The organism is Kitasatospora sp. NPDC001539 (genome assembly GCF_040298565.1).
Lineage (GTDB): Bacteria > Actinomycetota > Actinomycetes > Streptomycetales > Streptomycetaceae > Kitasatospora.
Window position 1 is genome coordinate 1 of sequence record NZ_JBEPAK010000103.1, and the last position, 23855, is coordinate 23855.

12 protein-coding genes and 1 pseudogene are annotated in these 23855 nt (G+C 70.0%); 6 read left to right on the plus strand and 7 right to left on the minus strand.

The window, feature by feature from the left end:
* The 3 genes from soxR to ABT247_RS17755 form a co-directional block, all read right to left on the minus strand.
* Positions 1 to 544 (minus strand): redox-sensitive transcriptional activator SoxR (gene soxR, locus ABT247_RS17745; RefSeq protein ID WP_350743721.1); only part of this gene is annotated, 544 nt, incomplete at its 3' end.
* A gap of 81 nt (positions 545 to 625) precedes the next feature.
* Positions 626 to 1036 carry a YrdB family protein gene (locus tag ABT247_RS17750; protein ID WP_350743722.1) on the minus strand — a complete coding sequence of 137 codons (411 nt, stop codon included), beginning with the start codon at positions 1034 to 1036 and terminating at the stop codon, positions 626 to 628.
* Positions 1037 to 1124: 88 nt separating this feature from the next.
* A complete protein-coding gene (locus tag ABT247_RS17755) occupies positions 1125 to 3191 on the minus strand; it encodes a S9 family peptidase (RefSeq protein ID WP_350743723.1) in 2067 nt (688 codons plus the stop codon).
* Between the two features lie 80 nt (positions 3192 to 3271).
* Here ABT247_RS17755 and ABT247_RS17760 point away from each other — a divergent pair, with 80 nt between their 5' ends.
* Positions 3272 to 4447, plus strand: a complete 1176-nt coding sequence (locus ABT247_RS17760; RefSeq protein WP_350743724.1) for an aminotransferase class V-fold PLP-dependent enzyme — start codon at positions 3272 to 3274, stop codon at positions 4445 to 4447.
* 43 nt (positions 4448 to 4490) lie between these two features.
* Here ABT247_RS17760 and ABT247_RS17765 read toward each other — a convergent pair whose 3' ends face one another.
* Positions 4491 to 4886, minus strand: a complete 396-nt coding sequence (locus tag ABT247_RS17765; protein ID WP_350743730.1) for an ArsR/SmtB family transcription factor — start codon at positions 4884 to 4886, stop codon at positions 4491 to 4493.
* Between the two features lie 35 nt (positions 4887 to 4921).
* Positions 4922 to 5296: a hypothetical protein gene (locus ABT247_RS17770; protein ID WP_350743725.1), complete on the minus strand. Its 375-nt coding sequence runs from the start codon at positions 5294 to 5296 to the stop codon at positions 4922 to 4924.
* 255 nt (positions 5297 to 5551) lie between these two features.
* Between ABT247_RS17770 and ABT247_RS17775 the strand changes: the two genes are divergently transcribed.
* Positions 5552 to 8407, plus strand: coding sequence for a DEAD/DEAH box helicase (locus ABT247_RS17775; protein WP_350743726.1), 2856 nt, complete (start codon positions 5552 to 5554; stop codon positions 8405 to 8407).
* Between the two features lie 56 nt (positions 8408 to 8463).
* Here the strand turns inward: ABT247_RS17775 and ABT247_RS17780 are convergent.
* A pseudogene (locus tag ABT247_RS17780) lies at positions 8464 to 9243 on the minus strand (transposase family protein).
* 725 nt (positions 9244 to 9968) lie between these two features.
* Between ABT247_RS17780 and ABT247_RS17785 the strand changes: the two are divergent.
* Positions 9969 to 10688: a DUF4328 domain-containing protein gene (locus tag ABT247_RS17785; RefSeq protein WP_350743731.1), complete on the plus strand. Its 720-nt coding sequence runs from the start codon at positions 9969 to 9971 to the stop codon at positions 10686 to 10688.
* Between the two features lie 108 nt (positions 10689 to 10796).
* Here the strand turns inward: ABT247_RS17785 and ABT247_RS17790 are convergent, their stop codons facing one another.
* Positions 10797 to 14387, minus strand: a complete 3591-nt coding sequence (locus tag ABT247_RS17790) for a ricin-type beta-trefoil lectin domain protein (RefSeq protein ID WP_350743727.1) — start codon at positions 14385 to 14387, stop codon at positions 10797 to 10799.
* A gap of 461 nt (positions 14388 to 14848) precedes the next feature.
* Between ABT247_RS17790 and ABT247_RS17795 the strand changes: the two genes are divergently transcribed.
* The 3 genes from ABT247_RS17795 to ABT247_RS17805 form a co-directional block, all read left to right on the plus strand.
* Entirely contained in the window at positions 14849 to 21991 is a 7143-nt protein-coding gene (locus ABT247_RS17795) for a polymorphic toxin-type HINT domain-containing protein (RefSeq protein ID WP_350743728.1), read from the plus strand.
* A gap of 716 nt (positions 21992 to 22707) precedes the next feature.
* Positions 22708 to 23504, plus strand: a protein-coding gene (locus ABT247_RS17800; protein ID WP_502892461.1) for an IS5 family transposase whose coding sequence is annotated in 2 segments (ribosomal slippage) — positions 22708 to 23053 and positions 23053 to 23504 — 798 coding nt in all. Because the reading frame shifts where the segments join, the coding sequence is not laid out codon by codon here.
* Position 23505: 1 nt separating this feature from the next.
* Positions 23506 to 23855 (plus strand): hypothetical protein (locus ABT247_RS17805; RefSeq protein WP_350743729.1); only part of this gene is annotated, 350 nt, incomplete at its 3' end.

Consider the following 23855-nt stretch of genomic DNA (forward strand, 5'->3'; position numbering starts at 1 on the left):
CCCTATCGGCCCGCCCGGGTTCCACTCGGGGCGTGCCGCCCGGCGCCCCCCCCCCCCCGCCGGGGGGTGCGCCGGGCGCCGGCGCCCGGTGGTCGTCGTTCGGCAGCAGCAGGCGCGGGCCCGGGCCCTCGGTGGCCAGCTCGTCGCCCGGGTTGAGCACCCGGCAGCGGCGCAGCGACACGCAGCCGCAGCCGATGCAGCCGGTCAGCTCCTCCTCCAGCCGCTCCAGCTCCGTGCGGCGGGCCCGCAGCTGCTCGGCCCAGCGCCGGGAGATCCGCTCCCAGTCGCGCTTGCCGGGCATCCGGTCCTCGGGCAGACCGGTGAAGACCTCGGCGACCTCGGCGAGCGGGATGCCGAGCCGCTTGGCGACCAGGATGACCGAGATCCGGCGCAGCACGTGCCGCCGGTAGCGGCGCTGGTTGCCCGGTGAGCGCTCGGAGGAGATCAGCCCCTGGTCCTCGTAGAAGCGCACCGCCGAGGTGGCGATCCCGGCCCGCCGGGCCACCTCGCCGACGCTCAGCAGGTCCACCGGTGCCGTACCCATGCGACCACCGCCTCGTCCGTCGCGCCCATCCGCTGCCCCTTCGACTTCAAGTCCTGTTGAAGTCGGGGTCGAGCTTCCAGCTTAGGGCCGTCCGGACCGGCGCCGCGGCGGGCGTCGGCGCGTGCCGTACTCCACGGTCACGCTGACCAGCACCAGCACCGCGTACACCACGGCCAGGGCGGTCCGCCCGGTCGCGTGCAGGGCGAGTGCCCCGGCGAGCAGGACCAGCGGCTTGAGCGCGATCTCCGCGGCGAGCGGGAGGCGGAACCTCGGCCCGCCCGCGGCCAGGAACAGGCCCCAGACGGTGGCCGCCAGGGCCGGCGCGCCGATGCCCAGCAGCAGCCGGGCGGCCAGGTCGGGGCCGGTCTCGAACCCCCAGGCGCAGAGCGCTGCGATCAGGGCGAGTTCGAGCCCGAAGGCGAGGCCGGCGTTGGCGGCCGTCAGCGGCGTCCAACGGCGCCCGCCGGCCGGGCCGGGTCCCTCGGTCCTCATCCGCGCTCTCCCCGTCCTTCGGTGCCGCCGTCCGGGTGGGGCGGCGGTCGTCCGGAGTGTCCCAGCCCGGCCGGGCGGACTCAATGGATCAGCCCAAAGACGCCCGGAGGAAGGCCAGTTCGGCCAGCGCGAGCTGCTCGTTCAGCCCGCCCGGGGTCATGTGGGTGACGCCCGGCAGCGGCAGCACGCTGTGCGGGCGCCCCGCCCTGGTGAGCGCCTGGGAGAGCAGCAGGGTGTGCGCGGGGTGGACGTTGTCGTCGGCGAGCCCGTGGATCAGCAGCAGCGGCCTGGTCAGGCCGGGGGCGTCGGTGATCAGGCAGTCTGCGGCGTAGCCCTCCGGGTCGTCCTGCGGCAGGCCGAGGTAGCGCTCGGTGTACGCGGTGTCGTAGAGCCGGAAGTCGGTGGGCGGGGCGCCGGCGCAGGCGGCGTGGAAGACGTCGGGGCGCCGGAGCACGGCGAGCGCGGCGAGGTAGCCGCCGTACGACCAGCCGCGCACCCCGACCCGTCCGAGGTCGAGGTCCGGGTGGTGCGAGGCGAGCGCCCGCAAGGCGTCCACCTGGTCGTCCAGGGCCACGCCGGAGAAGCGGCGGAAGATCGCCCGGGTGAAGTCGGGGGACACGAAGGGCGTGCCGCGGTTGTCGGTGGTGACCACGGCGAAGCCCTGGTCGGCCCACCACTGGCGGAGCTGCCAGCGGCGCGGCTCGGCGGCCACGGCCTGGTACCCGGGGCCGCCGTAGACGTCCAGCAGGACGGGCAGCCGACGGCCGGGGACGTGGTCGCGCGGGTAGACCACGGCGGTGGGCAGCGCGCGGTCGGTGACCCGGGCGAGCCGGGGGCGGACGGCGTACGGCAGGGCGGCGCTCAGGTCGGTGAGCGGCAGTTCGCGGCCGCCGCGGCGGACCACCCGGCGGATGCCCCCGGCGTCGGCGGAGGTCAGCAGCAGGGTGTCGGCGGCGGCGAGCGCGGAGTGCACGCCGCCGCCGGTGCTGAGGAGTTCGGGCGCGCCGCCGTCCGGGTCGACCAGGTGGACGTACTGGTCGGCCGGGTCGCCCTGGCCGGTCTCGCAGAGCAGCCGTCCGTCGTACCGCCCGACCACCCGGCGGATCTGCAGCCCGGAGGTGTCCAGCGGCTTGCCGTCCAGGGCGAGGCCGCGGGCCCCCGGGGTGTCGTGGGCGGTGAGCAGGCGGCCGTCGGGCAGCCGGGCGGGGGTTCCGGGCAGCTCGTCCACCCAGAACGCGTCGGTGGTGCGGGAGAGTTCGCGGGTCTCGCCGGTGGCCGGGTCGGCAGAGAGCAGCAGGACGTTCTGCTGGAGCCGGTCGGCGACGGTGAGCAGCACTTCGTCGTCGGAGGCCCAGGAGGCGGCGCACAGGTACGGGAACTCCGTCGCGTCCCAGCGCAGTTCGACCCGGCCGCCGTCGAGGCCGAGCACCCAGAGCCGGACGTCCGCGTTGGGCCCGCCGGCCTGCGGGTAAGCGAAGTCCTCGGCGGGCTCGGCGGGGCGGGCCGGGTCGGCGAAGTGGCGTCGGGGGAGGGCGGATTCGTCCACCCGGGTGGCCAGCAGCGCGCCGCCGTCCGGGCGCCACCAGTGGCCCCGGGTGCGGCCGAGCTCCTCGGCGGCGGCGAACTCGGCCACGCCCCAGCGGGCGCCGTCGCGGGGGGAGAGCGGCGTCGACCCGGGTGTGACGTAGAGGGCGTCGTCGGCGACGTAGGCGACGCGCCGGCCCTCGGCGTCCGGCCTGGGGTCGAACGCGGGCCCGGCGGTGGGCAGTTCGACGCTCGTGCCGGTGGCGGTGTCGGTGCGGAACAGCCGGCCGTCCAGGGTGAGGACGGCGGTGGCGAGGTCGGGGGTGGCCGCGTAGCTGCCGATCCCGGCGGCGACCAGTCGGGTGCGCTCGCGCAACCTCCGCTCGGCGGTGGGCAGTTCGTCGCGGTCGCCGCTGCGGCCCGGGACCAGCGCCGCCGGGTCGGCGACCAGGCGTTCGACGCCGGTGGTGACGTCGAGCAGGTGGAGGCGCTCGACCGGATCCTCCGGACCGGTCGAGCGGAGCAGCAGCAGCCGGGTGCCGTCCTCGGCGAGGGTGTACGCGCGCGGGGCGCCGTGGCCGAACCGGCCGGTGCGGGCGCTGAGGGCGAGGAAGGGGTCGGTGAGGGTCACGGCCCGATGGTGGTCGTGCGGGCGCGCCCCGACCAGTAGTCTGTCATGTGAAATGTCACACATCACGCCTGGGAGATCCCGTGGTCGATGACCTCAGCCCCCTCGAACCCCCGGCCCCGCTGCCCGTCGCCGACGGCCTGTTCAGCCTGGCACCGGAGGCCGCGCACCTGAACCACGGCTCGTACGGCGCCGTGCCCGTCCCGGTGCAGCGGGTGCAGGAACGGCTGCGCGTCGAACACGAGCTGGACCCGGACGGCTTCTTCGCCGACCTGCCCGACCGGATCGCCGGGGCCCGGACGCGGATCGCCGCCGAACTGGGCACCGACCCGGGCCGCCTGGCCCTGGTCGCCAACGTCACCGAGGCGGTCGCGATCGCCCTGGACACCGTCCCGCTCGCCCCCGGCGACCGGATCCTGGTCACCGACCACGGCTACGGCGCGGTCAACCAGGCCGCCGCCCGCAAGGCCGCCGAGACCGGCGCCGAGCTGGTGGTGGCCCCGGTGCCGCTGGACGCCGCCGACGAGGAATCGGTCCGCGAGGCGGTGCTCGCCGCCGTGGACGGGCGCACCGCGGTGGCGGTCCTGGACCGGATCAGCTCGCTCACCGCCCGTACGGTGGCCGCCCCGCGGCTCGTCGCCGAGCTGCGCGAACGCGGCGTGACCACGGTGGTGGACGGCGCCCACGCGCCCGGCATGCTGCCCGCCCCGGTCGACCCGAACGCCGACTTCTGGTTCGGCAACCTGCACAAGTGGGCGTTCGCCCCGCGCGCCACCGGCGTGCTCGCCGTCCGCCCAGAGTGGACCGCGCGGGTCCGCCCGCTCGCGCTGTCCTGGGAGCACCACCGGGGCTTCCCCGCCTGCGTCGAGTGGCGCGGCACCTGCGACTACACGCCGTGGCTGGCCGCCCCGGCCGGCTTCGAGCTGCTGCGCGGGCTCGGGCGGGAGGCGGTGGCCGGGCACAACGCCGCCCTCGCCGGGTACGGCCAGCGGGTGCTCGTCGAACGGGCGGGGCTGCGGCCGCTGCCCGCCTCGCCCGGGGTGTGGATGCGCACCGTGCGGCTGCCGGCCGGCCGGTTCGACACCGAGGCGCAGACCCGGGCACTGCTGGCCGAGCTCTGGCGGCGGTACGCCATCCGCGCCACCGGCCGGCCGGGACCCGACGGCGGCGGGCTGCTGCGGGTGAGCGCCCAGCTGTACAACCGGGCCGCGGAGTACGAGCGGCTCGCGGACGCGCTGGTGGAGCTGTTCAAGGAGTAGCCGGGCGCGGTGGCGGGGGCCGTTCGCCGTGAACCGTCCGCCGTCACCCGGTGCCCGAGCCGCCGACCGCGTCCGGCAGCGGCTGTTCGCTGCCCGCCGCCCGTAGCTCCGCCAGCAGCAGGTTCCGGTCGGCGAGCAGCCCGGTGAGGATCCGCCGGGCCGCCCGCAACAGGTCGGTGACGTCGCCGCCGGCCAGCGCGTAGACCACGGTGCTGCCCTCCCGGGTGGCGGTGACGATGCCCGAGCGGCGCAGCACCGCGAGCTGCTGCGACAGGCTGGAGGGCTCGACCCCCAGCTCGGCGAGCAGGCCGCGGACCGGCGTCGGTCCGTCCTGGAGCAGTTCCAGGACCCGGATCCGGACGGGATGGCCGAGCATCCGGAAGAACTCGGCCTTGACCTGGTAGAGCTCCCCCAGCCTGCGGCCGGGAGGTGCCTCCATCGTCACGTGGCCCCCCTTCCCTGGTGTCGACGGGCTCAGATCTCCAGCGCGACTTCGATCCGCTTGAGCTGGTGGCGGGCCATCGCGAGGTTGGCGCGGCTGCGGTTGAGCGCCAGGAAGAGGAACAGGCCGCGGCCGCCGGGCGTCGTGATCGGCCGGACCATGTGGTACTGGTGGGTCAGCGAGATCAGGATGTCCTCGATCTCGTTGTCGTGCAGGTTGAGCATCTCCATCGCGCGCATCTTGGCGCGGACCACGTCGGTGTTGCCGGCCGCGGCGACGTTGAGGTCCAGCTCGCCGCCGTCGCCGAGGCTGCCGAGGGCCATGCCGCTGCCGTAGTCGACCAGGGCGACGCCGATCGCGCCGTCGATGGCCATGGCCTCTTTGAGGGACGTCTCCAGGTTCGCCATCGTGGCTGTCCTCCCGTGCGTTGGTGGCTGTGGCTCACGAAGGTAGGCAGTGACCGGGGGACTCCACCGCGAATGACCGGAGACGTTCGAACCTGGCTCTCTCCGGATCACTTGAAGACATTTGCAACTATGGATCTGGGAGGGAAGTGATCCCGGAGGTCAGGTACGTGCCCGGAAAACGGTGCTATCGATGTCGGTCCACCCGGGTAACCTCTCGCTGAGATGCGAGATCACACCAATCACACCCGGACGGCGATGAACACCCCCGATCCCGAGCCCCAGGACGACCGGGAGCTCAGCCCCGCCGAGGCGTACGCGGCCAGCCGTCGCCGGGCCAAGGAGCAGGCCAGCGCGCTCCACGGCTTCCAGCAGCTGTACGACTTCCCGCTGGACGACTTCCAGCTGGAGGCCTGCGAGACGCTGGAGGCCGGATCGGGCGTCCTGGTCGCCGCCCCGACCGGCTCCGGGAAGACCATCGTCGGCGAGTTCGCCGTGCACCTCGCCCTCCAGGCGGGCCGCAAGTGCTTCTACACCACGCCGATCAAGGCGCTGTCCAACCAGAAGTACGGCGACCTGGTCAAGCGCTACGGCGCCGCCAAGGTCGGCCTGCTCACCGGGGACAACACCGTCAACGGCGACGCCCCCGTGGTGGTGATGACCACCGAGGTGCTGCGCAACATGCTCTACGCGGGCTCCAGCACCCTCGACGGCCTCGGCTACGTCGTCATGGACGAGGTGCACTACCTCGCCGACCGCTTCCGCGGTGCCGTCTGGGAGGAGGTCATCATCCACCTCCCCGAGTCGGTCACCCTCGTCTCGCTCTCCGCGACCGTCTCGAACGCCGAGGAGTTCGGCGACTGGCTGGACACCGTCCGCGGCGGCACCAAGGTGATCGTCTCCGAGACCCGCCCGGTGCCGCTGTGGCAGCACGTGATGGCCGGCAACCGGATGTACGACCTGTTCGCCGACCCGGACCGCGACGGCCGCCCCAAGCACCACCTGAAGAACCCCGGCAAGGCCGTCAACCCCGAGCTGGTCCGGCTCGCCCGCTCCGAGCTCGACCGCAACCCGCGTGACCGCTTCGGCCGCGGCCGGGGCCGCTCCATGCCCAACGGCCGCCCGGGCCGGGTCTGGACCCCGGGCCGGGTCGACGTCATCGACCGGCTCGACGCCGAGGGCCTGCTGCCCGCGATCACCTTCATCTTCAGCCGGGCCGGCTGCGAGGCCGCCGTCCAGCAGTGCCTCAGCTCCGGCCTGCGGCTCAACAAGGACGCCGAGCGCGCCCAGGTCCGGGCGATCGTCGAGGAGCGCTGCGCCGACATCCCCGACGAGGACCTCCACGTCCTCGGCTACTTCGAGTGGCTGGACGGGCTGGAGCGCGGCATCGCCGCCCACCACGCCGGGATGCTGCCGCGGTTCAAGGAGGTCGTCGAGGAGCTCTTCGTGAAGGGCCTGGTCAAGGCCGTCTTCGCGACCGAGACCCTGGCGCTCGGCATCAACATGCCCGCCCGCTCGGTGGTGATGGAGAAGCTGGTCAAGTGGAACGGCGAGACCCACGCCGACATCACCCCCGGCGAGTACACCCAGCTCACCGGCCGGGCCGGGCGGCGCGGCATCGACATCGAGGGCCACGCCGTGGTGCTCTGGCAGCGCGGCCTCGACCCCGAGGCGCTGGCCGGCCTGGCGGGCACCCGCACCTACCCGCTCAAGTCCTCGTTCCGGCCCTCCTACAACATGGCGGTCAACCTCGTCGCCCAGTTCGGCCGGCACCGCTCCCGGGAACTGCTGGAGACCTCGTTCGCCCAGTTCCAGGCCGACCGCTCGGTGGTCGGCCTCGCCCGTCAGGTCCAGCGCAACGAGGAGGGCCTGGAGGGCTACCGCGAGTCGATGACCTGCCACCTCGGCGACTTCGACGAGTACATGGAACTGCGCCGCCGGCTCAAGGACCGCGAGAACGAACTCGCCCGCGAGGGCACCAGCCAGCGCCGCGCGGCCGCCATCGAGTCGATCGAGCAGCTCAAGCCGGGCGACGTCATCCACGTCCCCACCGGCAAGTTCGCCGGCCTCGCCCTGGTCCTCGACCCGGGGCTGCCGCCGGTCAGCCGCTCCGGCCGGGGCGGTCCCCGCCACCCCGACTTCCAGGACGGTCCGCGCCCGGTGGTGCTCACCGCCGAGCGTCAGGTCAAGCGGCTCGCGATGATCGACTTCCCCCACCCGGTCGCCGCGATCGAACGGGTGCGCATCCCCAAGTCCTTCAACCCGCGCAGCCCGCAGTCCCGGCGCGACCTGGCCTCCGCACTGCGCACCAAGGCCGGCCACCTGGAGCCCGAGCGGTTCCGGCGCGGCCGCGCCGCCGCCGCCGACGATCCGGAGATCACCCGGCTGCGCACCGAACTGCGCCAGCACCCCTGCCACGGCTGCTCCGACCGCGAGGACCACGCCCGCTGGGCCGAGCGCTACCACCGGCTCCACCGCGACACCGAGCTGCTGGAACGCCGGATGCGTTCGCGCACCCACACCATCGCCCGCACCTTCGACCGGGTCTGCGCCCTCCTCACCGACCTCGGCTACCTGCGCGGCGACACCGTGACCGACGACGGCAAGCGGCTCGGCCGCCTCTACGGCGAACTCGACCTGCTCGCCTCCGAGTGCATCCGCGAGGGCGTCTGGAAGGGCCTGGCCGCCGCCGAACTCGCCGCCTGCGCCTCGGCGCTGGTGTACGAGGCGCGCCAGTCCGACGACGCCGGCGCCCCCCGGGTGCCGGAGGGCGCGGCCAAGGAGGCGCTCGGCAAGATGGTCCGGATCTGGGGCCACCTCGACGCCCTGGAGGAGCAGCACCGGATCAACACCGCCGAGGGCGTCGGCCAGCGCGAGCCCGACCTCGGCTTCGCCTGGGTCGCCTACCGCTGGGCACTCGGCCACAACCTCGACCAGGTCCTGCGCGACGCCGACATGCCGGCCGGTGACTTCGTCCGTTGGACCAAGCAACTGATCGACGTCCTCGGCCAGATCCAGGACGCCGCCGGCGAGGACGCCGAGCTCCGGAAGACGGCCCGCAAGGCCGTCGACGGCCTCCGCCGCGGCATCATCGCCTACTCCTCGGTGGGCTAAAGCTTGTTGCAGAAGTCCGGGTGGGGGCAGGTCAATGTGTGCTTTGACCTGCTGGTTCATGCGGTTCGGGCGAGGTTGTGCATGTGGGCGACGGCCTGCACCGCGTGGTGCAGGCCGTCGCTTTTCTGCCGGCAGTCACGGAGGATCTTGTAGTTCTTCATCCGGGCGAAGGTGTGCTCGACGCGGGCGCGCACCCGGCGGTGTTCGCGTTGTCCTCCTCCTGGGCCCGTAGGAGGGGGCGGCCGGCTCGTCGGCGGTGGGGGACGACCAGGCCGGTGTTGAGGTAGGCACCGTCCGCGAGCACGGTGGTGCCCGCACAGGTGACGGGCAGGTGGGAGGCCCGCCAGGCGTGGGCGTCGGCCGTGTTGCCCGGCACGGGGCTGACGGTGGCGACCACGAGACGGGCGTCCGCGTCGATGACGACCTGCACGTTCGCCGAGAACCGGTAGTTACGGCTCGACGCCCCGACAGTGCGGTCCCGCACCGGAACCAGAGTGCCGTCCACGATCCACAGCCGCTCCACGCCCGGCACCGGGCCCGGCACCGGGTGTGGAGCGGCCTCCAGCGCCAAGAGCGGGCCGAGACGCTGGACGATGCGGCACACCGTCGCGGTCGAGACCCCGAACAGCGGGGCGAGCTGGCGCATCGTGAGGTTGGCCCGGTAGTACACCGCGACCAACAGAACCCGGTCGGGCAGCGGCAGGCACCACGGCCTGCCGCCGCCCGGACCATTACCCCCCGCTCACCACCACCCGCACCAGACCCTCGAACTGCCGCATCCGCAGCCCCGTGAACGTCTCCACCCAGACCGGCACGTCCCGAAGCACCCCACCCATACCGGAGGAATGCCCCGCACCAGACCTTCTGCAACAAGCTTTAAACGCTCGGGCAGAGGTCGGGCACGGCTTCCTGGTCCCGTCGTCACCGACGAGGACCTGCGCGACCTCCTCATCCCCCCGCCGCCTCCGACCTGCGCTCGCAGCGCACCAACGAGGAACTGCTGCGTCTGATCGAGCTGGTGGCCGCCCAACTGCTGCACCCACGGGCCGTGAGCGTCCCGGATCCCATCCCGCCGTAGCCGCCCAGCGGCAGACACGGGCTCACTCAGATGTGAGCTCGTCGACGAAGTCCTCGACACCGCCTGACGGGTCGAGCTGGTGAGCTACGCCCTCGAGGTCCGCGCGTCGGACCGGGCCGGCGCCGGGAAGTGGCCGCGACGCCCGAATCCGGCCCCTGACCCGGGAGGTCGGGGTGATCTGTCGGCTTTTTTGGCGATACCGCCCCTGAGCTGCGGATTCTTGCTGGCAACTGAAGCCGTGGATCCCCTAGAGTCGGCGCGCCCATCCCGATCGGGGTGGTGGCGTACCGGCGTGAGCGTTCGCGCGCGGCGATTCCAGGAGTTGACGATCTGATGGTGTGTGTGGCGTGCGGGGCACGCCCTGTGGGGACGGACAGCGGCCGCTGCTTCGGCTGCGCGGAGGCGGCCCCGGGGTGGGCGGCGTCGCTGCGCCCGGCGAGCGGTCTTGCGGCGGCGGTCTGTGTCCTGCTGGGGTTGAACGCCGTGGTGGCGGCGGTGGCCGTTGCGGTGGACGTCTGGTCGGACGTGTTGCTGGGTCGGTTGACGGACGGGGCCGGCGACGTGGGCCTCGACGAGTTCGACGCCGTGGGCTCGGTGGCGAACACGGTGAACGACGTGTTCATCACGCTGGCGCTGGCCACCGCCGTGGTATTCATCGTCTGGTTCTACCGCGTCCGAAAGAACGCCGACCTGCTGGTGCCAAATGGCCACCGCCGGGGACGCGGCTGGACCATCGGGGCCTGGTTCACCCCGGTCGTCCTGCTCTGGTTTCCCTGGCAGCTGATGGTGGACTGCTGGAGGGCGAGCGCACCGCTGGACGCGGAAGGAAGGCGGCGCGCACCCTCGGAGAACGTCCTCGTCGTGTGGTGGTCCACCTGGATCGGCTCACTGATCGTCGGCCGGATCGCTCACGCCATGATGGGTCACGTGAACCTGCTGGACCCCGTTGACCTCGAGAGCGTGCGCACCAGCACCCGGGTGGAGGTCGCCGGGTCGGTGCTGCGGCTGGTGGCGGCGTTCGCGGCGATCGTGGTGGTCAACCGGCTGACCGCCATGCAACAAGCGCGTCGGACCGAGGTCAATCCGCTCGCGGCCCGGGCCGCCCAGGAGGCTCGGGTGCGTGCCCTGGTCCAGCCTTTGACTGCCGCCGCGCCCGCCGAGGCGCCGCGTGACATCGCGCCGGAGGGGCAGTCTCCGGCCTGACGGCCACCCGCTTGGCTGATCGATCGGACCATTGGCGAGTGCCGGGGTGCCCCTGACCGGAATCCGGTCAGGGGCACCTTTTTGTCGTTTCAGCGCTTCATTCTGGCGTCAGCTTCGTACGAGAGTGGTCCACTTCTGGGCAGGGGTGCCGTTGCAGTCCCAGAGTTGGAGGCGTGCGGTGTTGGTTGCCGTGCCGCCGGGGAGGTCGACGCAGCGGCCGGATGCGGGATTGTAGAGGGTGCCATCGGGCCTGAGGACGAAGTTCTGCTGCGGGGCGCCGTTGCCGCAGTCCCAGATCTGCAGGGGGGTGCCGTTGGCGGTGCCGCGTCCGGTGGCGTCGAGGCAGTGGCTGAGGGCGCGGAGGCTGCCGTCGGGCTCGAAGGTCCATTTCTGGGCGTTGCTGCTGTTGCAGTCGTAGAGCTGGACGGCTGTGCCGTTGGTGGTGCTGGCATTGGCGATGTCCACGCACTTGCCGGTCTGGGCGGTATAGGTGATGGGGCTGTTGTCGGCGTAGACGCTCACGACGTTGACCCAGCCCTTGGTCCAGGTGTAGTACGGGTCGGTGGTGGTGGAGTGGCCCGTGAAAGTCTGGATGACCCCGCCCGGCGTTATGGCCCAGAGGGTGGGCGAACCGATCCCGGTGAGGTCGCCGTCAGAGCCGATGCTGGGCCAGTTGGTGCTGGGGACGCCGTAGCCGATCTTGGTGTCGGTGGCGATGCCGGTGAGGGTCGGGTAGCTGGTGCTGTTGCCGAAGTCGTCGGTGACGGTGACGGTGCCCGTGGTGAAGGTGTAGCCGCGCAGGTCTCCGGTGCTCTGGTTGCGTGTCCACAGGCCGGGGTGGCCCTGGCCTGCCCAGTCACCGGGGGAGATGAGGTCCCAGCCCTTCCAGCCGGTGGCGGCGAGCTTGGTAGGCGAACCGAAGGTGACGTCCTGGGAAGTGGGGTAGAACCAGAGTGCTCCGGTACCGTCGGGGCTGGTCTCGATGGTGAACAGGCCGGTGCGGTTGAGGAACTTCTTGCCGGTGTCGAGCTTGGTGGTGCTGGGGTCACCGCTGGCGGCGATCTGCAGCGTGGTGGACCAGTCGGTCGCGTTGTAGCCGGTGCAGTCGGTCAGTTTCGGGTCGCAGGCGGGTTTGGGCAAGGAGCTGTTGGCGTCGAAGGCGCCGGTGACGCCGGTGTTCCCTGGGTTCTGGTAATAGTAGAGCTTTGGGTCGCCGTCCTTGTGGACGATGAGGTCGTCGACGTTGTTGCCGCCTCGAAGGCTGCCGCGGTGGGTGGTTCGGTAGTTGGCCCAGGAGTCGCCGCCGGGGGACTTGGTCTTCGATGCGGCAAGGGGAGCCTTGGCCTGGGTGGCGGGGATGCTGTAGGCGCGCAGGTCGCCGTTCGGGTCGGCGGTGACGATGTCGGGCAGGGCGTCGCCGGTGACGTCACCGAAGGTCGGGGCGGGGCTGTTGGGGTTCCACGGCGCGTAGAAGGCGTATTGCGCCACCGGGGAGAGGTTGCCGGCGTTGTCCTCGGCCTGGACGTAGAGGACGTTGGTGCCCCAGCGCCCGGCGGTCACCTGGATCTGGCCGGTGGGCATGGAGCTGCCGCACTGCCAGGAGGAGTCGACAAGCTGCGGGTCGAAGCTCCAGCGCAGGCAGACCACCCCGGCGGTGTATCCGTTGCTGGGGTTGGGGTCGGTGGCGGTGAAGGGGATGCCACCGCTCTGGCCGGCGTAGAGCTGGGGGGTCTGGCCGTTGCCGCTGGGCGGGAACTGCTTGCTGGTGTCGGCGACAGACGTGGGGAAGGTGACGGTCGGCGGGGTGAGGTCGATCTTGAAGTAGCAGGCGGGGGTGGAGGCCGATGACGGCATGCCGTGCACGAGGTCGTTGGCCAGCATGCCGTAGCCGTAGGCGTGACCGTCCTGGATCACGTTGGCGGGTACCTGGAAGCTCGTGACGCCGCCGTTGCCGACCGCAGCGGTGTAGCCGCTCGCGACGTCGGGGACACCGGGGAGGTTGTAGTCCCAGATGTGGTCCCAGGTCGCGACCTGGGCCTGGGTGGGGCTGCTGACGGTGGCGTTGAGCCAGACCGCGTTGCTCTGGGCGGATCCGGCGCCGAGCCAGGCCCAGTTGTTGGCGTTGCCGTCGCCACAGGCCTGGTTGGTCGACGCCGGGCTGGCCGTGGTCGGCGCCGGCCATACCCCCGGGTTCGTCGGAACGTTCGGCACCCGGTCGTACGTTACGGACAGTGCGGGCTGGTAGGTGAACCGCTTGAAGGCGTACTGGTTGTTCTCGTCGCCGTAGAGGCCGAAGGTCAGCTGTCCGTAGTTGACGTACTGCCTCATCGCTCCGGTGATGTCGAAGCTGAACGGCACGTTGCCGTAACAACCTTCGTGCCCGGAGCCGCCCACCCTGGCCGTGTCACCGAGCTTTCCGCCCTGCTGCCCGGGCTGGTTGGACCAGGTCGTGCCGTTTCCGATCGGCCCGTTGGTGACGTAGAGGTCAAGCGGGTAGTCCTGGGAGCAGGACCAGTCCGCGGAGACGTACTCCTGCATGCTCATCGTTGCGGAGTTGATGACCGCCCCACCGAGGGCGCTGATGTCGAACTGGTAGAAGCTGCGCTCGATGTCGGCGGGGGAGCAGCTGCCGCCGTTAGGGTAGTAACCGCATTTGCCCACGCCCGGGTGGTCGGTGTCCCCGCTGCCCTGGCGCATCCAGTTGTTGGAGGTGTGGGAGGACTGGACCCAGGTCCAGGAATTGCCTGTCAGGGTCCAGGGGAGGTAGTCGGGGTCGATGTAGTACGGGGCGGTGCCGTGGGCCAGGAGGTCCTGGTCGGGGGTGAGGTCGATGCCGGTGTCGGTGGCCTTGACCGGCAGGGTGGAGACCTTGGAGGCCGTCCCCGGGCCGGCGTCGGAACTGCCGGCAGCAGCTTGGGCCGCACCGGTCGGTGTGGGCGCGGGTGTGTCTGCCGCGGCTGCCCTGGAAGTCAGCGCGGTCTTCGTCACGGACGCGGGCGTGCTGGCCGCGGGTGTGGGCGCGTTCGTGGCGGGCGCGGTGGTGCTGTCCCACATCTGCGGGGTCCGGGAGACCCAGCGGGGCTTGCCGTCGGCGCCGACGAGGGTGACGTTGCCGCGCTCGTCGCTCGTGACGCTGACGCCGTCGAGAGTGGTGCCGAAGTGCAGGTTCTTCAGCACCGGGTCGGCCGCCGCTGCCTGGGTCTTGACGACCAGGACGGTGGTCAGACCCCCGAGCTTGCTGGCGGTGACCTTCAGGTCGATGTCGGGGGCGACGGACGAATAGACCAGGCTGTCACCGCTGACCGTCGGCGAGGGCAGTGCGAACGGGGCGGACAGAGCAAGCTTCTTCCCGTCCGAACTGGTCATCGTCGCCAGCGGCCCGTTCCCGCCCTTGGACAGTGTCACCTGCCCTGCCGCGGACTTGGGCGAGAACGTGCCGTCCGCATTGGCCGCCAGGGTGGCGTCCAGCCCCTGCCAGACGCCATTGCGGCGCACGCGCTGCTGCTCCAGGTGGCTGGTCAGTGCGAGGTGGCCTTCAGGGGTGGCGACGGTCTCGCTGTACTCGGTCGTGAGCGAGTCGACCGGGACGTTCTTTTGCGTGGCCTTGGCCTGGGCGATGGCCTGATCGACCGCGCTGGCCGGCGGACGCTCCTGCATCTTCAGCGCGGTGGCGGCGTCGATCGCGGCCTGCGACGGCACGTTCGGAGCGTCGGCGGCTTGGGCGCTGAGGCCTGAGAGGCCGGCGGTGAGCGCGAGAACGGCTGCCGCGGTCAATGCCCTGAGCGGCACGCCGTTGTAGCGGCACTTTCTAATCAAAACGGGAAACTCCCCCCAAAAGAACACGGAAGGCCTGCATAGACGCAGGCCAGAGGCACCGTAGGGGGAGGCACTGACATCGGCCAGTTCAAGTTCGGTGGCGAAGTCCAGGCTTGATCCGAAATGGCCACTTGTGTCCCTACGTGAGAATCCTCACCGCGGAACAAGCGTTGACCGTCCGTCAGTGGGTGCCGCTAGCATTCGCCGGTTCGGATACAGGAGATGCCTCTCGCATTCCGGGAGGATCAACGCTTGGAGGGCGTAAAAGGGTGTCAGTTATACAACAATCAGGCTTCGGAAAAAAAAGGGCGAGGAGGGGGAGACTTCGCGTACGCCTTGCGGCCGTGACGACCTCCGCTGTCCTCGGATCTCTGCTCGCGCCCCTGCCGCTCGCGGCTGCCGCGGACGGGCCGGACTACTCGCGCACCTGGTCGCCGCCGAACACCGCCCTGCCGAAGACGCCCTCGGTCGCAGGGCAGAACGCGGCACTGGTGCCGGTTGCGAAGCCGGAGCACCCCGTGCCGCCGACCTGGATACCGCCCAAGGAGCCGAAGGCGGTTCCAGGGGGCCACGCGTCGGTGACGCTCGGCTCCGCACCCGAGGCGCACCCACTGGGCGAGGGTGAGAAGCCGCAGACCGGTTCTGAGGCCAAGGCCTCCGGACTTCCGGTCACCCTCGCGCCGCTGGCCGGCTCGTCGGCCGCGGGCCAGACGATCCAGGTCGAGCTGACCGACGCCAAAGCCTCGGCCACCGCCGGAATCCCCGGCGTGGCGGTGACCCTCACCCGCCCGGGCTCGGGCGATGACGCACCGGTGCGACTGGGGGTCGACGCCTCTAGTCTGGACGCCGCGTTCGGTGCGAACTGGGCCACCCGGGCCCACCTGGTGGTCCTGCCCGGTTGTGCGACGACGACGCCGCAGGCCGCCGACTGCCGCAAGCAGACGCCACTGGAGTCGCACTACGATCCGTCGGCGAAGAAGCTCGTCGCCGACGTCCCGTTGAACGGCACGGGCGCTGCCAAGGTCACCGCTCCGGCTACGAAGAGTGCCACCGATGTCTCCGGTGCGGCCCGCGCGGTGTACGCGGGCTCCACCACCACCTCGACCACGGTCGGGGTGGTATCGGGTGCGTCAAGTGGGGCCGGTACCTACTCGGCGACTCCGCTCGGTGTCTCGCAGAACTGGGCCGCAGGCGGCTCATCGGGCGCGTTCACGTATGGGTACCCCGTGCAAGTGCCGCCAGCTCTCGCCGGTTCGGCCCCGAAGGTGTCGCTGTCATACGACTCGGCGTCGGTGGACGGGATGACCTCGGCGACGAACGCCCAGGCGTCCTGGATCGGTGACGGCTGGGACCTCGGTGCCGGCTTCGTCGAGCGTTCCTTCAAGCCGTGCTCGCTGGACGGGATCACCGGCTCCGGTGACCAGTGCTGGGGCGGCGCGAACCTGACCATGTCGCTGGGAGGTCACTCCGGACAGCTGGTGCCCGACGATGCCTCCTGCCAGTCGGGCGCGCCGGCGGCGATGGAGCAGTCGACCTGCACGTGGCGGCTGAAGGACGACGACGGCACCAAGGTGCAGTTCCTGACCGGTGCCACGAACGGCACCTGGAACGGCTCCTACATCAAGGTCACCGACACCGGTGGCACGGTGTCCTACTTCGGCCTGAACCACCTGCCGGACGCGAACGGCAACCCGACCACGCTGGGCGGGGACTCCGGCTCGGCATGGACCGTCCCGGTCTACTCCCCCAACAACGGCGACCCCTGCTACGACCCGGCCAAGGGCCAGGGCTCGTGGTGCCAGACCGCCTGGCGCTGGAACCTCGACTTCGTCGTGGACCCGCACGGCAACCTGACCACCTACACCTACGCCCCCGAGACGAACTACTACTCCCGCGGCGGCGCCCAGAACAACGGCAACGGCACCAGCACCGCCTACACCCGCGCTGGCGTGCCCGCCACCATCGGTTACGGGCAGCTCCTCTCGGACCAGCTGAACAACAAGGGCGCCTACAACCCCGCTGCGAAGATCGTCTTCAATACCTCCGAGCGGTGCGTCACCTCAACCACGGCCTGTGACCCTTCCCAGCGCACCGCGGCCAACGCCGCGAACTGGCCCGACGTCCCGCTGGACCAGCAGTGCGACGCCACCGGCCCGTGCACGGTCTACGGGCCGACGTACTGGACCACCAAGTGGCTGACGTCCATCACCACCCAGGTGAAGGTCAACGGCGCCTACCAGACCGTGGACTCCTACGCGCTCAACCACACGTTCATCAACGTGCAGAACGCCACCGAGAACACCCAGGTCCCCTGGCTCGCCTCCATCCAGCGCACCGGACAGGACGCCCAGGCCACCGGCGGCCAGATCACCCTGCCGCCCGTGTCCTTCACCTCCCAGCTGCTGCCCAACCGCGTCGACGGCACCAACCTGGTCCCCGCACCCCCGGCCTACAACCGGCCCCGCGTCCAGCTGATCACCACCGAGACCGGCAGCACCATCGGCGTCAACTACGCCCCCGCCGCCTGCTCACGGGTCAACAACGTCATGCCGGCCTCCGCCGACAGCGACACGCTCTCCTGCTTCAACGTCAAGTGGAACCCGCCCGGCTCCATCGCCGGCGCCACACCGGTGGACGACTGGTTCCTGAAGTACCCGGTCGCGAGCGTGACCGTGAACCCCGGTACTCCTCATTCGATTCCGATGGAGACCGACTACACCTACGGAAAGGCCGCCTGGCACCGCAACGACGCCGCGACCACCGACAACAAGGTTCGCACGTGGGACCAGTTCCGCGGCTACGCCTCCGTCACCGCAGTCTCCGGCAGCGGCAACGACGGGCCTAAGTCGAAGAGGTCGACCACCTTTTACCAGGGCATGGACGGCGACCTCCTCGCCAACGGCACCAGCCGCAGCGTCCAGGTCGCCGGCCCGATGGGCGCAGGGGTGACCGACTCCGACTGGCTCTCCGGCCAGACCCGTGAGACCGACACCTACACCAGCGCCGACGCCAACGGAACCATCCTCGGATACACGGTGACGGCCTTCTCCGGTGGACCCGTCACCACCGCCACCCACAGTCAGGGCAACAACCTGCCCGCACTCCTCGCTCGGTACGCGACCACCGCGACCGTGAGCACGACGAGGTCGCTGAAGGCCGACGGGACCTGGCAGTCGACCGCCACCACCACGACGACCGACCCCTCGCACGGCAACCGCGTCAGCACCTCACTCGACAGCGCCGACGGCCTGCCGGACATCTGCACCCGCACCACCTACGCAACCGGCGTGGACCCGCAGATCCTGGCACTGCCCTCGGAAGTGATCGCCACCTCCGGCGCGAACGCCTGCACGGCCCCCCCGACCGCCGCGAACATCGTCTCGTGGAAGCGGGTTCTGTACGACGGCAGGTCCTTCGGACAGGCCGGGGCGGCGCATGACGAGACCAGCACGCTGACGCTCGACCACTTCGACTCCGCAGGAGCCCCGCAGTTCAGCGCTGCCAACGCGACGTACGACAGCTACGGACGCACCACCAGCACGACCGACCCCAACGCCACCGACAGTACGCACCCCGGCGGCGCGACCGTCACCACCACCTACGCCTCAGCCAGCCCAGGTGAGCTGGCCAACAGCGTCACTGTCATCAGCCCGGCACCAGCCGGTGCGAGCGACGCCACCGCAGGCCGGGTCACCACCATCACCTACAACACAGCCCGCGCCCTGCCGCTGACCACGACCGATCCGAACGGCCGCACGGCCACCCAGGCCTATGACGCGCTCGGTCGGGTGACCAGCGTGTGGCTGCCCGGCCAGCCCACCACGGCCAGCGCCAACAAGAAGTTCGCCTACACGCTCCCCGGCGTGGTCAACGGCGCTGCCGTGCCGCCGACCGTGACCACCTCCGACCTGACGTCGAAGGACTACTACACGGTCAAGATCGACATCATGGACGGCGAGGGACGGCCCGTACAGTCCCAGTCGACTCCCGCGCTGTCCGCCTACAAGGGGCGGCTGATCACCGACACGGTGTACGACTCACAGGGCCGGGTCACCAGGGCGAACAACCCCTGGTACAACGATGCGGCCGCGCCCAGCACCACACCGTTCGACACCGTCACCAACAAGGTCCCAGCACAGACCTACAACGTCTACGACGGCCTCGGCCGCCCCGTGACCACGCAGTTCGTCGCCTACGGCGTCACACAGACCACGACCACCACCGCCTACCCCGGCGCCGACCGGACCGACGCCACACCGCCCGCGGGCGCCACCCCGACCTCGACCGTCACCGACGCACGGGGACACAAGACCCAGCTCTGGCAGTACAAGACCGCCTCCGCCACCGGCAACCAGGCCGACGCGGACATCACCACCTACACCTACAATCCCGACGGCCACCTGGCCACGCAGAAGGACGCGGCGGGCAACACCTGGAGTCACTCCTACGACGTGCGCGGCCGTGAGACCACGACCTCCGACCCGGACACCGGCACCTCCACCAAGACCTACGACACCGACGGGCGCCTGGCCACCGTCACGGACGCACGCGGGCAGACCATCGCCTACACCTACGACCTGCTCGGCCGCGTGATAGGTACCTACTCCGGTACGGTCGCGCCGGCCAACCAGCTGACCGGCTTCACCTACGACACGGTCGTCAAGGGCAAGCCCGCCACCTCGACCCGCTACGTCAACGGGACCTCCGGCATCGCCTACACCAGCTCCGTGCTGGCCTACGACACCGCCTACCACCCCACCAAGACCACCACCACGATCCCCGGCACCGAAATCGGCCAGGGCACCACCCCCTTCACCTACACCTACCAGGCGCTCTACGACCCCGCCACGGGCACACTGACCAGGGACGCCCGCTCTGCCATCGGCGACATCGCAGGCGAGACGGTCAACTACACCTACGACTCCAACGGGCCGCTGCGCACCTACGGGGGCACCGTCACCTACGACCTGTCCTCGGACTGGGACGCCTACGGCCGCAGCATCCGCTCCACGGTGAACCCCTGGGGCACCCAGATCGTCGTCACCAACACCTACGACGAATCCACCGGCCGACCGCTGCAGCAACTCGTGGACAAGCAGACCGCCTCCACCGGCACCGTCCAGCAGCTCACCTATACCTACAACCCGGCCGGAAAGCTCACGGCGATCCGGAACATCCCGGACAACACACCGTCGTCCACTGATCTTCAGTGCTTCGGCTACGACTACCTCGGCCGGCTGACCAATGCCTGGACCGACACCGGAACACTCGCCCAGGCTGCTCAGCCCACGGTCGGTGGAATCGGCGCCTGCGCCAATTCCACCCCGACCAGCGGCGTCCAGGCGCCCCTTCGGACGACGGTCGGTGGGCCCGCCGCGTACTGGCAGAGCTACGGCTACGATCTCACCGGCAACCGCACCCAGCTCATCCAGCACGACCCCTCCGGCGACACCACCAAGGACATCACCACCAACCAGACCTTCCCGGCCCCCGGGACGGTCAACGCCCCGACCACCGCACCCAACACCGGCGGCGGCACTGGCGGCCCGCACGCTCTGACCGGCACCACCACCACAGCGCCGACCGGCACCACCGGCAGCAGCGCCCAGTACGACGCCGCGGGCAACACCACCGCCGTCACCGACACTTCCGGCACCGCCACCCTGGCCTGGAACAGCGAGAACAAGCTCGCCTCTTACACCAAGACGGGCACCGCCGGACCGACCACCTACCTCTACGACGCAGGCGGCAACCAGCTCATCCGCCGCGACCCCGGCAAAACCACCATCAGCCTCGGCGGCGACGAACTCGTCTACGACACGACGAAGACCCCCGCCACCGTCACCGGCATCCGCTATTACCAGATCCCCGGCGGCATCACCCTGATCCGCCAGGGCGGCAACTCGACGTACCAGATCTCCGACCACCATGGCACCGGCATTCTCGCCCTCGACGGCACTACGCTCGCCGAGTCGCGGCGCCTGGCTGACCCGTTCGGCAACCCCCGCGGCACTCAACCCACCACCTGGGCCGGCGACCACGGCTTCGTCGGCGGCACCAAGGATGACGCCACCGGCCTCACCAACCTCGGCGCCCGCGAATACCAACCCACCACCGGGCGCTTCCTCAGCCCCGACCCGATAATCGACCTCGCGGACCCACAACAGTGGAACGCCTACGCCTACAGCACCAACGACCCGATCAACCTCAGCGACCCCACCGGCCTGCGCCCCGACGGACAGTACGGCGGCTTCAGCAACCAACTGCCCGACGGGCTCCACGAGACGTGGACACCCGACGGAAACGACGGCTGGGACTGGCACCAGGACGTCACCTACGGCTCCATGATCATGGACAAGCCGATCGTCGTCCACAACACCATCAACTTCAACGCCAAAACCGAGAGGCGCAAGCCCGCTTCCTCATGGACGTATGACGAGGCGAAGCCAGGTCGAAACCCCACATGGGCTGCCATCGCCCACGTCGCAGCCGAGATCACCGGTGTAAACGACGCGCGGCGCTGTGCCAACGGCGACAAGACCAGCTGCGTGATGGCAGCAGTCGGTGTCCTGCCGTTCGGCAAACTCGCCAAGGGCGCCAAGCTCGCCAAGGAAGGTGCGGAGGCCGTCGAAGGTGCGGCCCGCACAGGGGATGACGCAGCACGCCTGGCCGAAAAGGAATCGGATGACGTAGCCAAGGCAGTCACGAAATGCGACAGCTTCCCGCCAGACACTCGTGTGCTGATGGCCGATGGCAGTACCAAGCCCATCGGTGACATTCAGCCAGGCGATGCAGTGGAGGCGACCAACCCTCAAACCGGTGAGACGGCAGGGAAGGCCGTCACCAACAAGATCGTCACCCCGGACGACGCCGCATTCACTGACCTCACCCTGATCACCGCAGATCAGAGCGGTGTCCCGGGCGCGGAGACCAAGCTCACCTCCACGGCGCACCACCCATACTGGAACGACAACACCCACCGTTGGACAGCGGCGGAAGACCTCCAGCCCGGCGACCAGCTCACCACGCCGGACCACGGGCACGTCACCGTCATCTCCGGCCACACCTACGGAACCCAACCCCAGACGGCCCACAACCTGACCGTCGCCGACACTCACACGTACTATGTACTCGCCGGAAACGTTCCGGTCCTGGTGCATAATTCCGACCTGCCGTGCTCAAAGACGTTTTGGCCCAAGGGTAAGGCATCCAATGTCTGCACTATTTCTGGGAGTAATGGCTGCGAGGATGTTGCGCGCTCTATCCAGCAGAGTATCGGGGGTACTCGAATGAGGATTACGGACCGCTATGGGGCACCGTCGCTCGGAAAGTATCGCGGTCAGGACTCTCGATGGGCGCACCATGACGTGGTTGTGAAGGATGATCGCGTGTACGATGCCTGGACAGGGCCGGACGGCGAACCAATGGACGCGTATCGCGGACAATTTGAGTACGGCGACGATTTGAACTTCACCCCCCTTCACTAGAAAGAGGCTGGCTGTGGACTTCCACACCCTCCTTCGGAACGTGCAGCGCAGGCCCGGAGCTTATGGGCTGGACGGCTCGTATCGGGAATTTGTCGCCTTCATCAATGGGTGTGATGCAATGCAAGACTGGGGGCTGCTCAAGGGCTTTCGTGAGTGGCTGGCAGTAAGGCTTGGGCATGGCACGAATCTCGTTTGGTGGGAGCTGGTCCGCCAGATCTTTGTATCGGATAATGGAGGCGGGACAGACGAGTCGGAAGATGAGGCTCTGTGTAGTCGGATGTTCGTTCTGCTGGGCGAGTTTCTAGCCAACGAAACTGCGTAACACCGTGAAGAGGCCCTGCCAGAATCCATTTCTGGCAGGGCCTCTTCACGCTTTGACGGCAGTAGTTGACGGCAACGTCAGCGGACGGGTGCTGCACAAAGTGGTGGCTCGTCGCCGCCGTCCGGGTCGGTGGCTGCCCCGGAAGCCCTGCCGACGGCGAGTGGGGTGAAACACGGGGCCATGTTGCTGGTCTGACCTGGCGTCATGTGGCAGAGGCCGGGGGAGGGTGGGCGTGTGAGTGGGTGGGGTGGTGTCAGCGGGTTGGGTGGCAGCGGGTTGGCTGAGCTCAAAGGCTCGTTGAGCTGGGCTTCTCATGGTCGATGTCGTGGATCTTGGCTGCCGTGGAGTGACTAAGAAGACATCTCATTTGGACTTGTAGGCTGCTCGCGTGACGATCGTGGAGCGTCTCGTCCCGGACGAGTTGTGGGAGTTGTTCCAGTTGGTGGTGCCGGCGGCGCCGACTCGGCCGCAGGGCGGTGGCCGGCGCCGCTACGGTGACCGGGAGGTGCTGGCGGCGATCGTGTTCGTGGCGACGTCGGGGTGTACTTGGGCCCAGCTGCCGCCCTGTTTCGGCCCGTCCGGCCCGACCGCCCACCGGAGGTTCACCGAGTGGAGCAGGGCCCGAGTGTGGGCCAAGCTCCACCGGGTCGTCCTCGACGAGCTCGGCGCGCGCGGCGAGCTGGACTGGTCGAGGTGCGCGGTCGACTCGGTCAACATGCGGGCCCTGAAAAGGGGGAGCTGACAGGTCCGAATCCTGTCGATCGGGGCAAGTACGGGTCGAAGATCCACTTGCTCACCGAACGCACCGGTTTACCCCTGTCGCTCGCGATCTCCGGGGCCAACGTCCACGACAGCCAGGCCCTGATACCGCTCGTCGACGCGATCCCGCCGATCCGCTCACGGCGCGGCCCCAGACGGCGCCGTCCCGGCAAGCTGCACGGCGACAAAGCCTACGACCACCGCTTCATCCGCTCCTACCTGCGCCGCCGACAGATCCCCGCCCGAATTGCCCGTCGCGGGATCGAGACTTCCAACTGTCTCGGCCGGCACCGCTGGGTCATCGAACGAACCGTGGCCTGGCTCGGCGGCTTCCGTCGGCTCCACCGCCGTTACGAGCGAAAGGCCGGCCACTTCGCCGCCTTCGCCAGCATCGCAGCAGCCATCATCTGCACCCGCAGACTCCCCAAATGAGATGTTTTCTTACACCAAGACGGGCACCGCCGGACCGACCACCTACCTCTACGACGCAGGCGGCAACCAGCTCATCCGCCGCGACCCCGGCAAAACCACCGTCAACCTCGGCGGCGACGAACTCGTCTACGACACGACGAAGACCCCCGCCACCGTCACCGGCGTCCGCTATTACCAGATCCCCGGCGGCATCGCCCTGATCCGCCAGGGCGGCAACTCGACGTACCAGATCTCCGACCACCATGGCACCGGCATCCTCGCCCTCGACGGCACTACGCTCGCCGAGTCGCGGCGCCTGGCTGACCCGTTCGGCAACCCCCGCGGCACTCAACCCACCACCTGGGCCGGCGA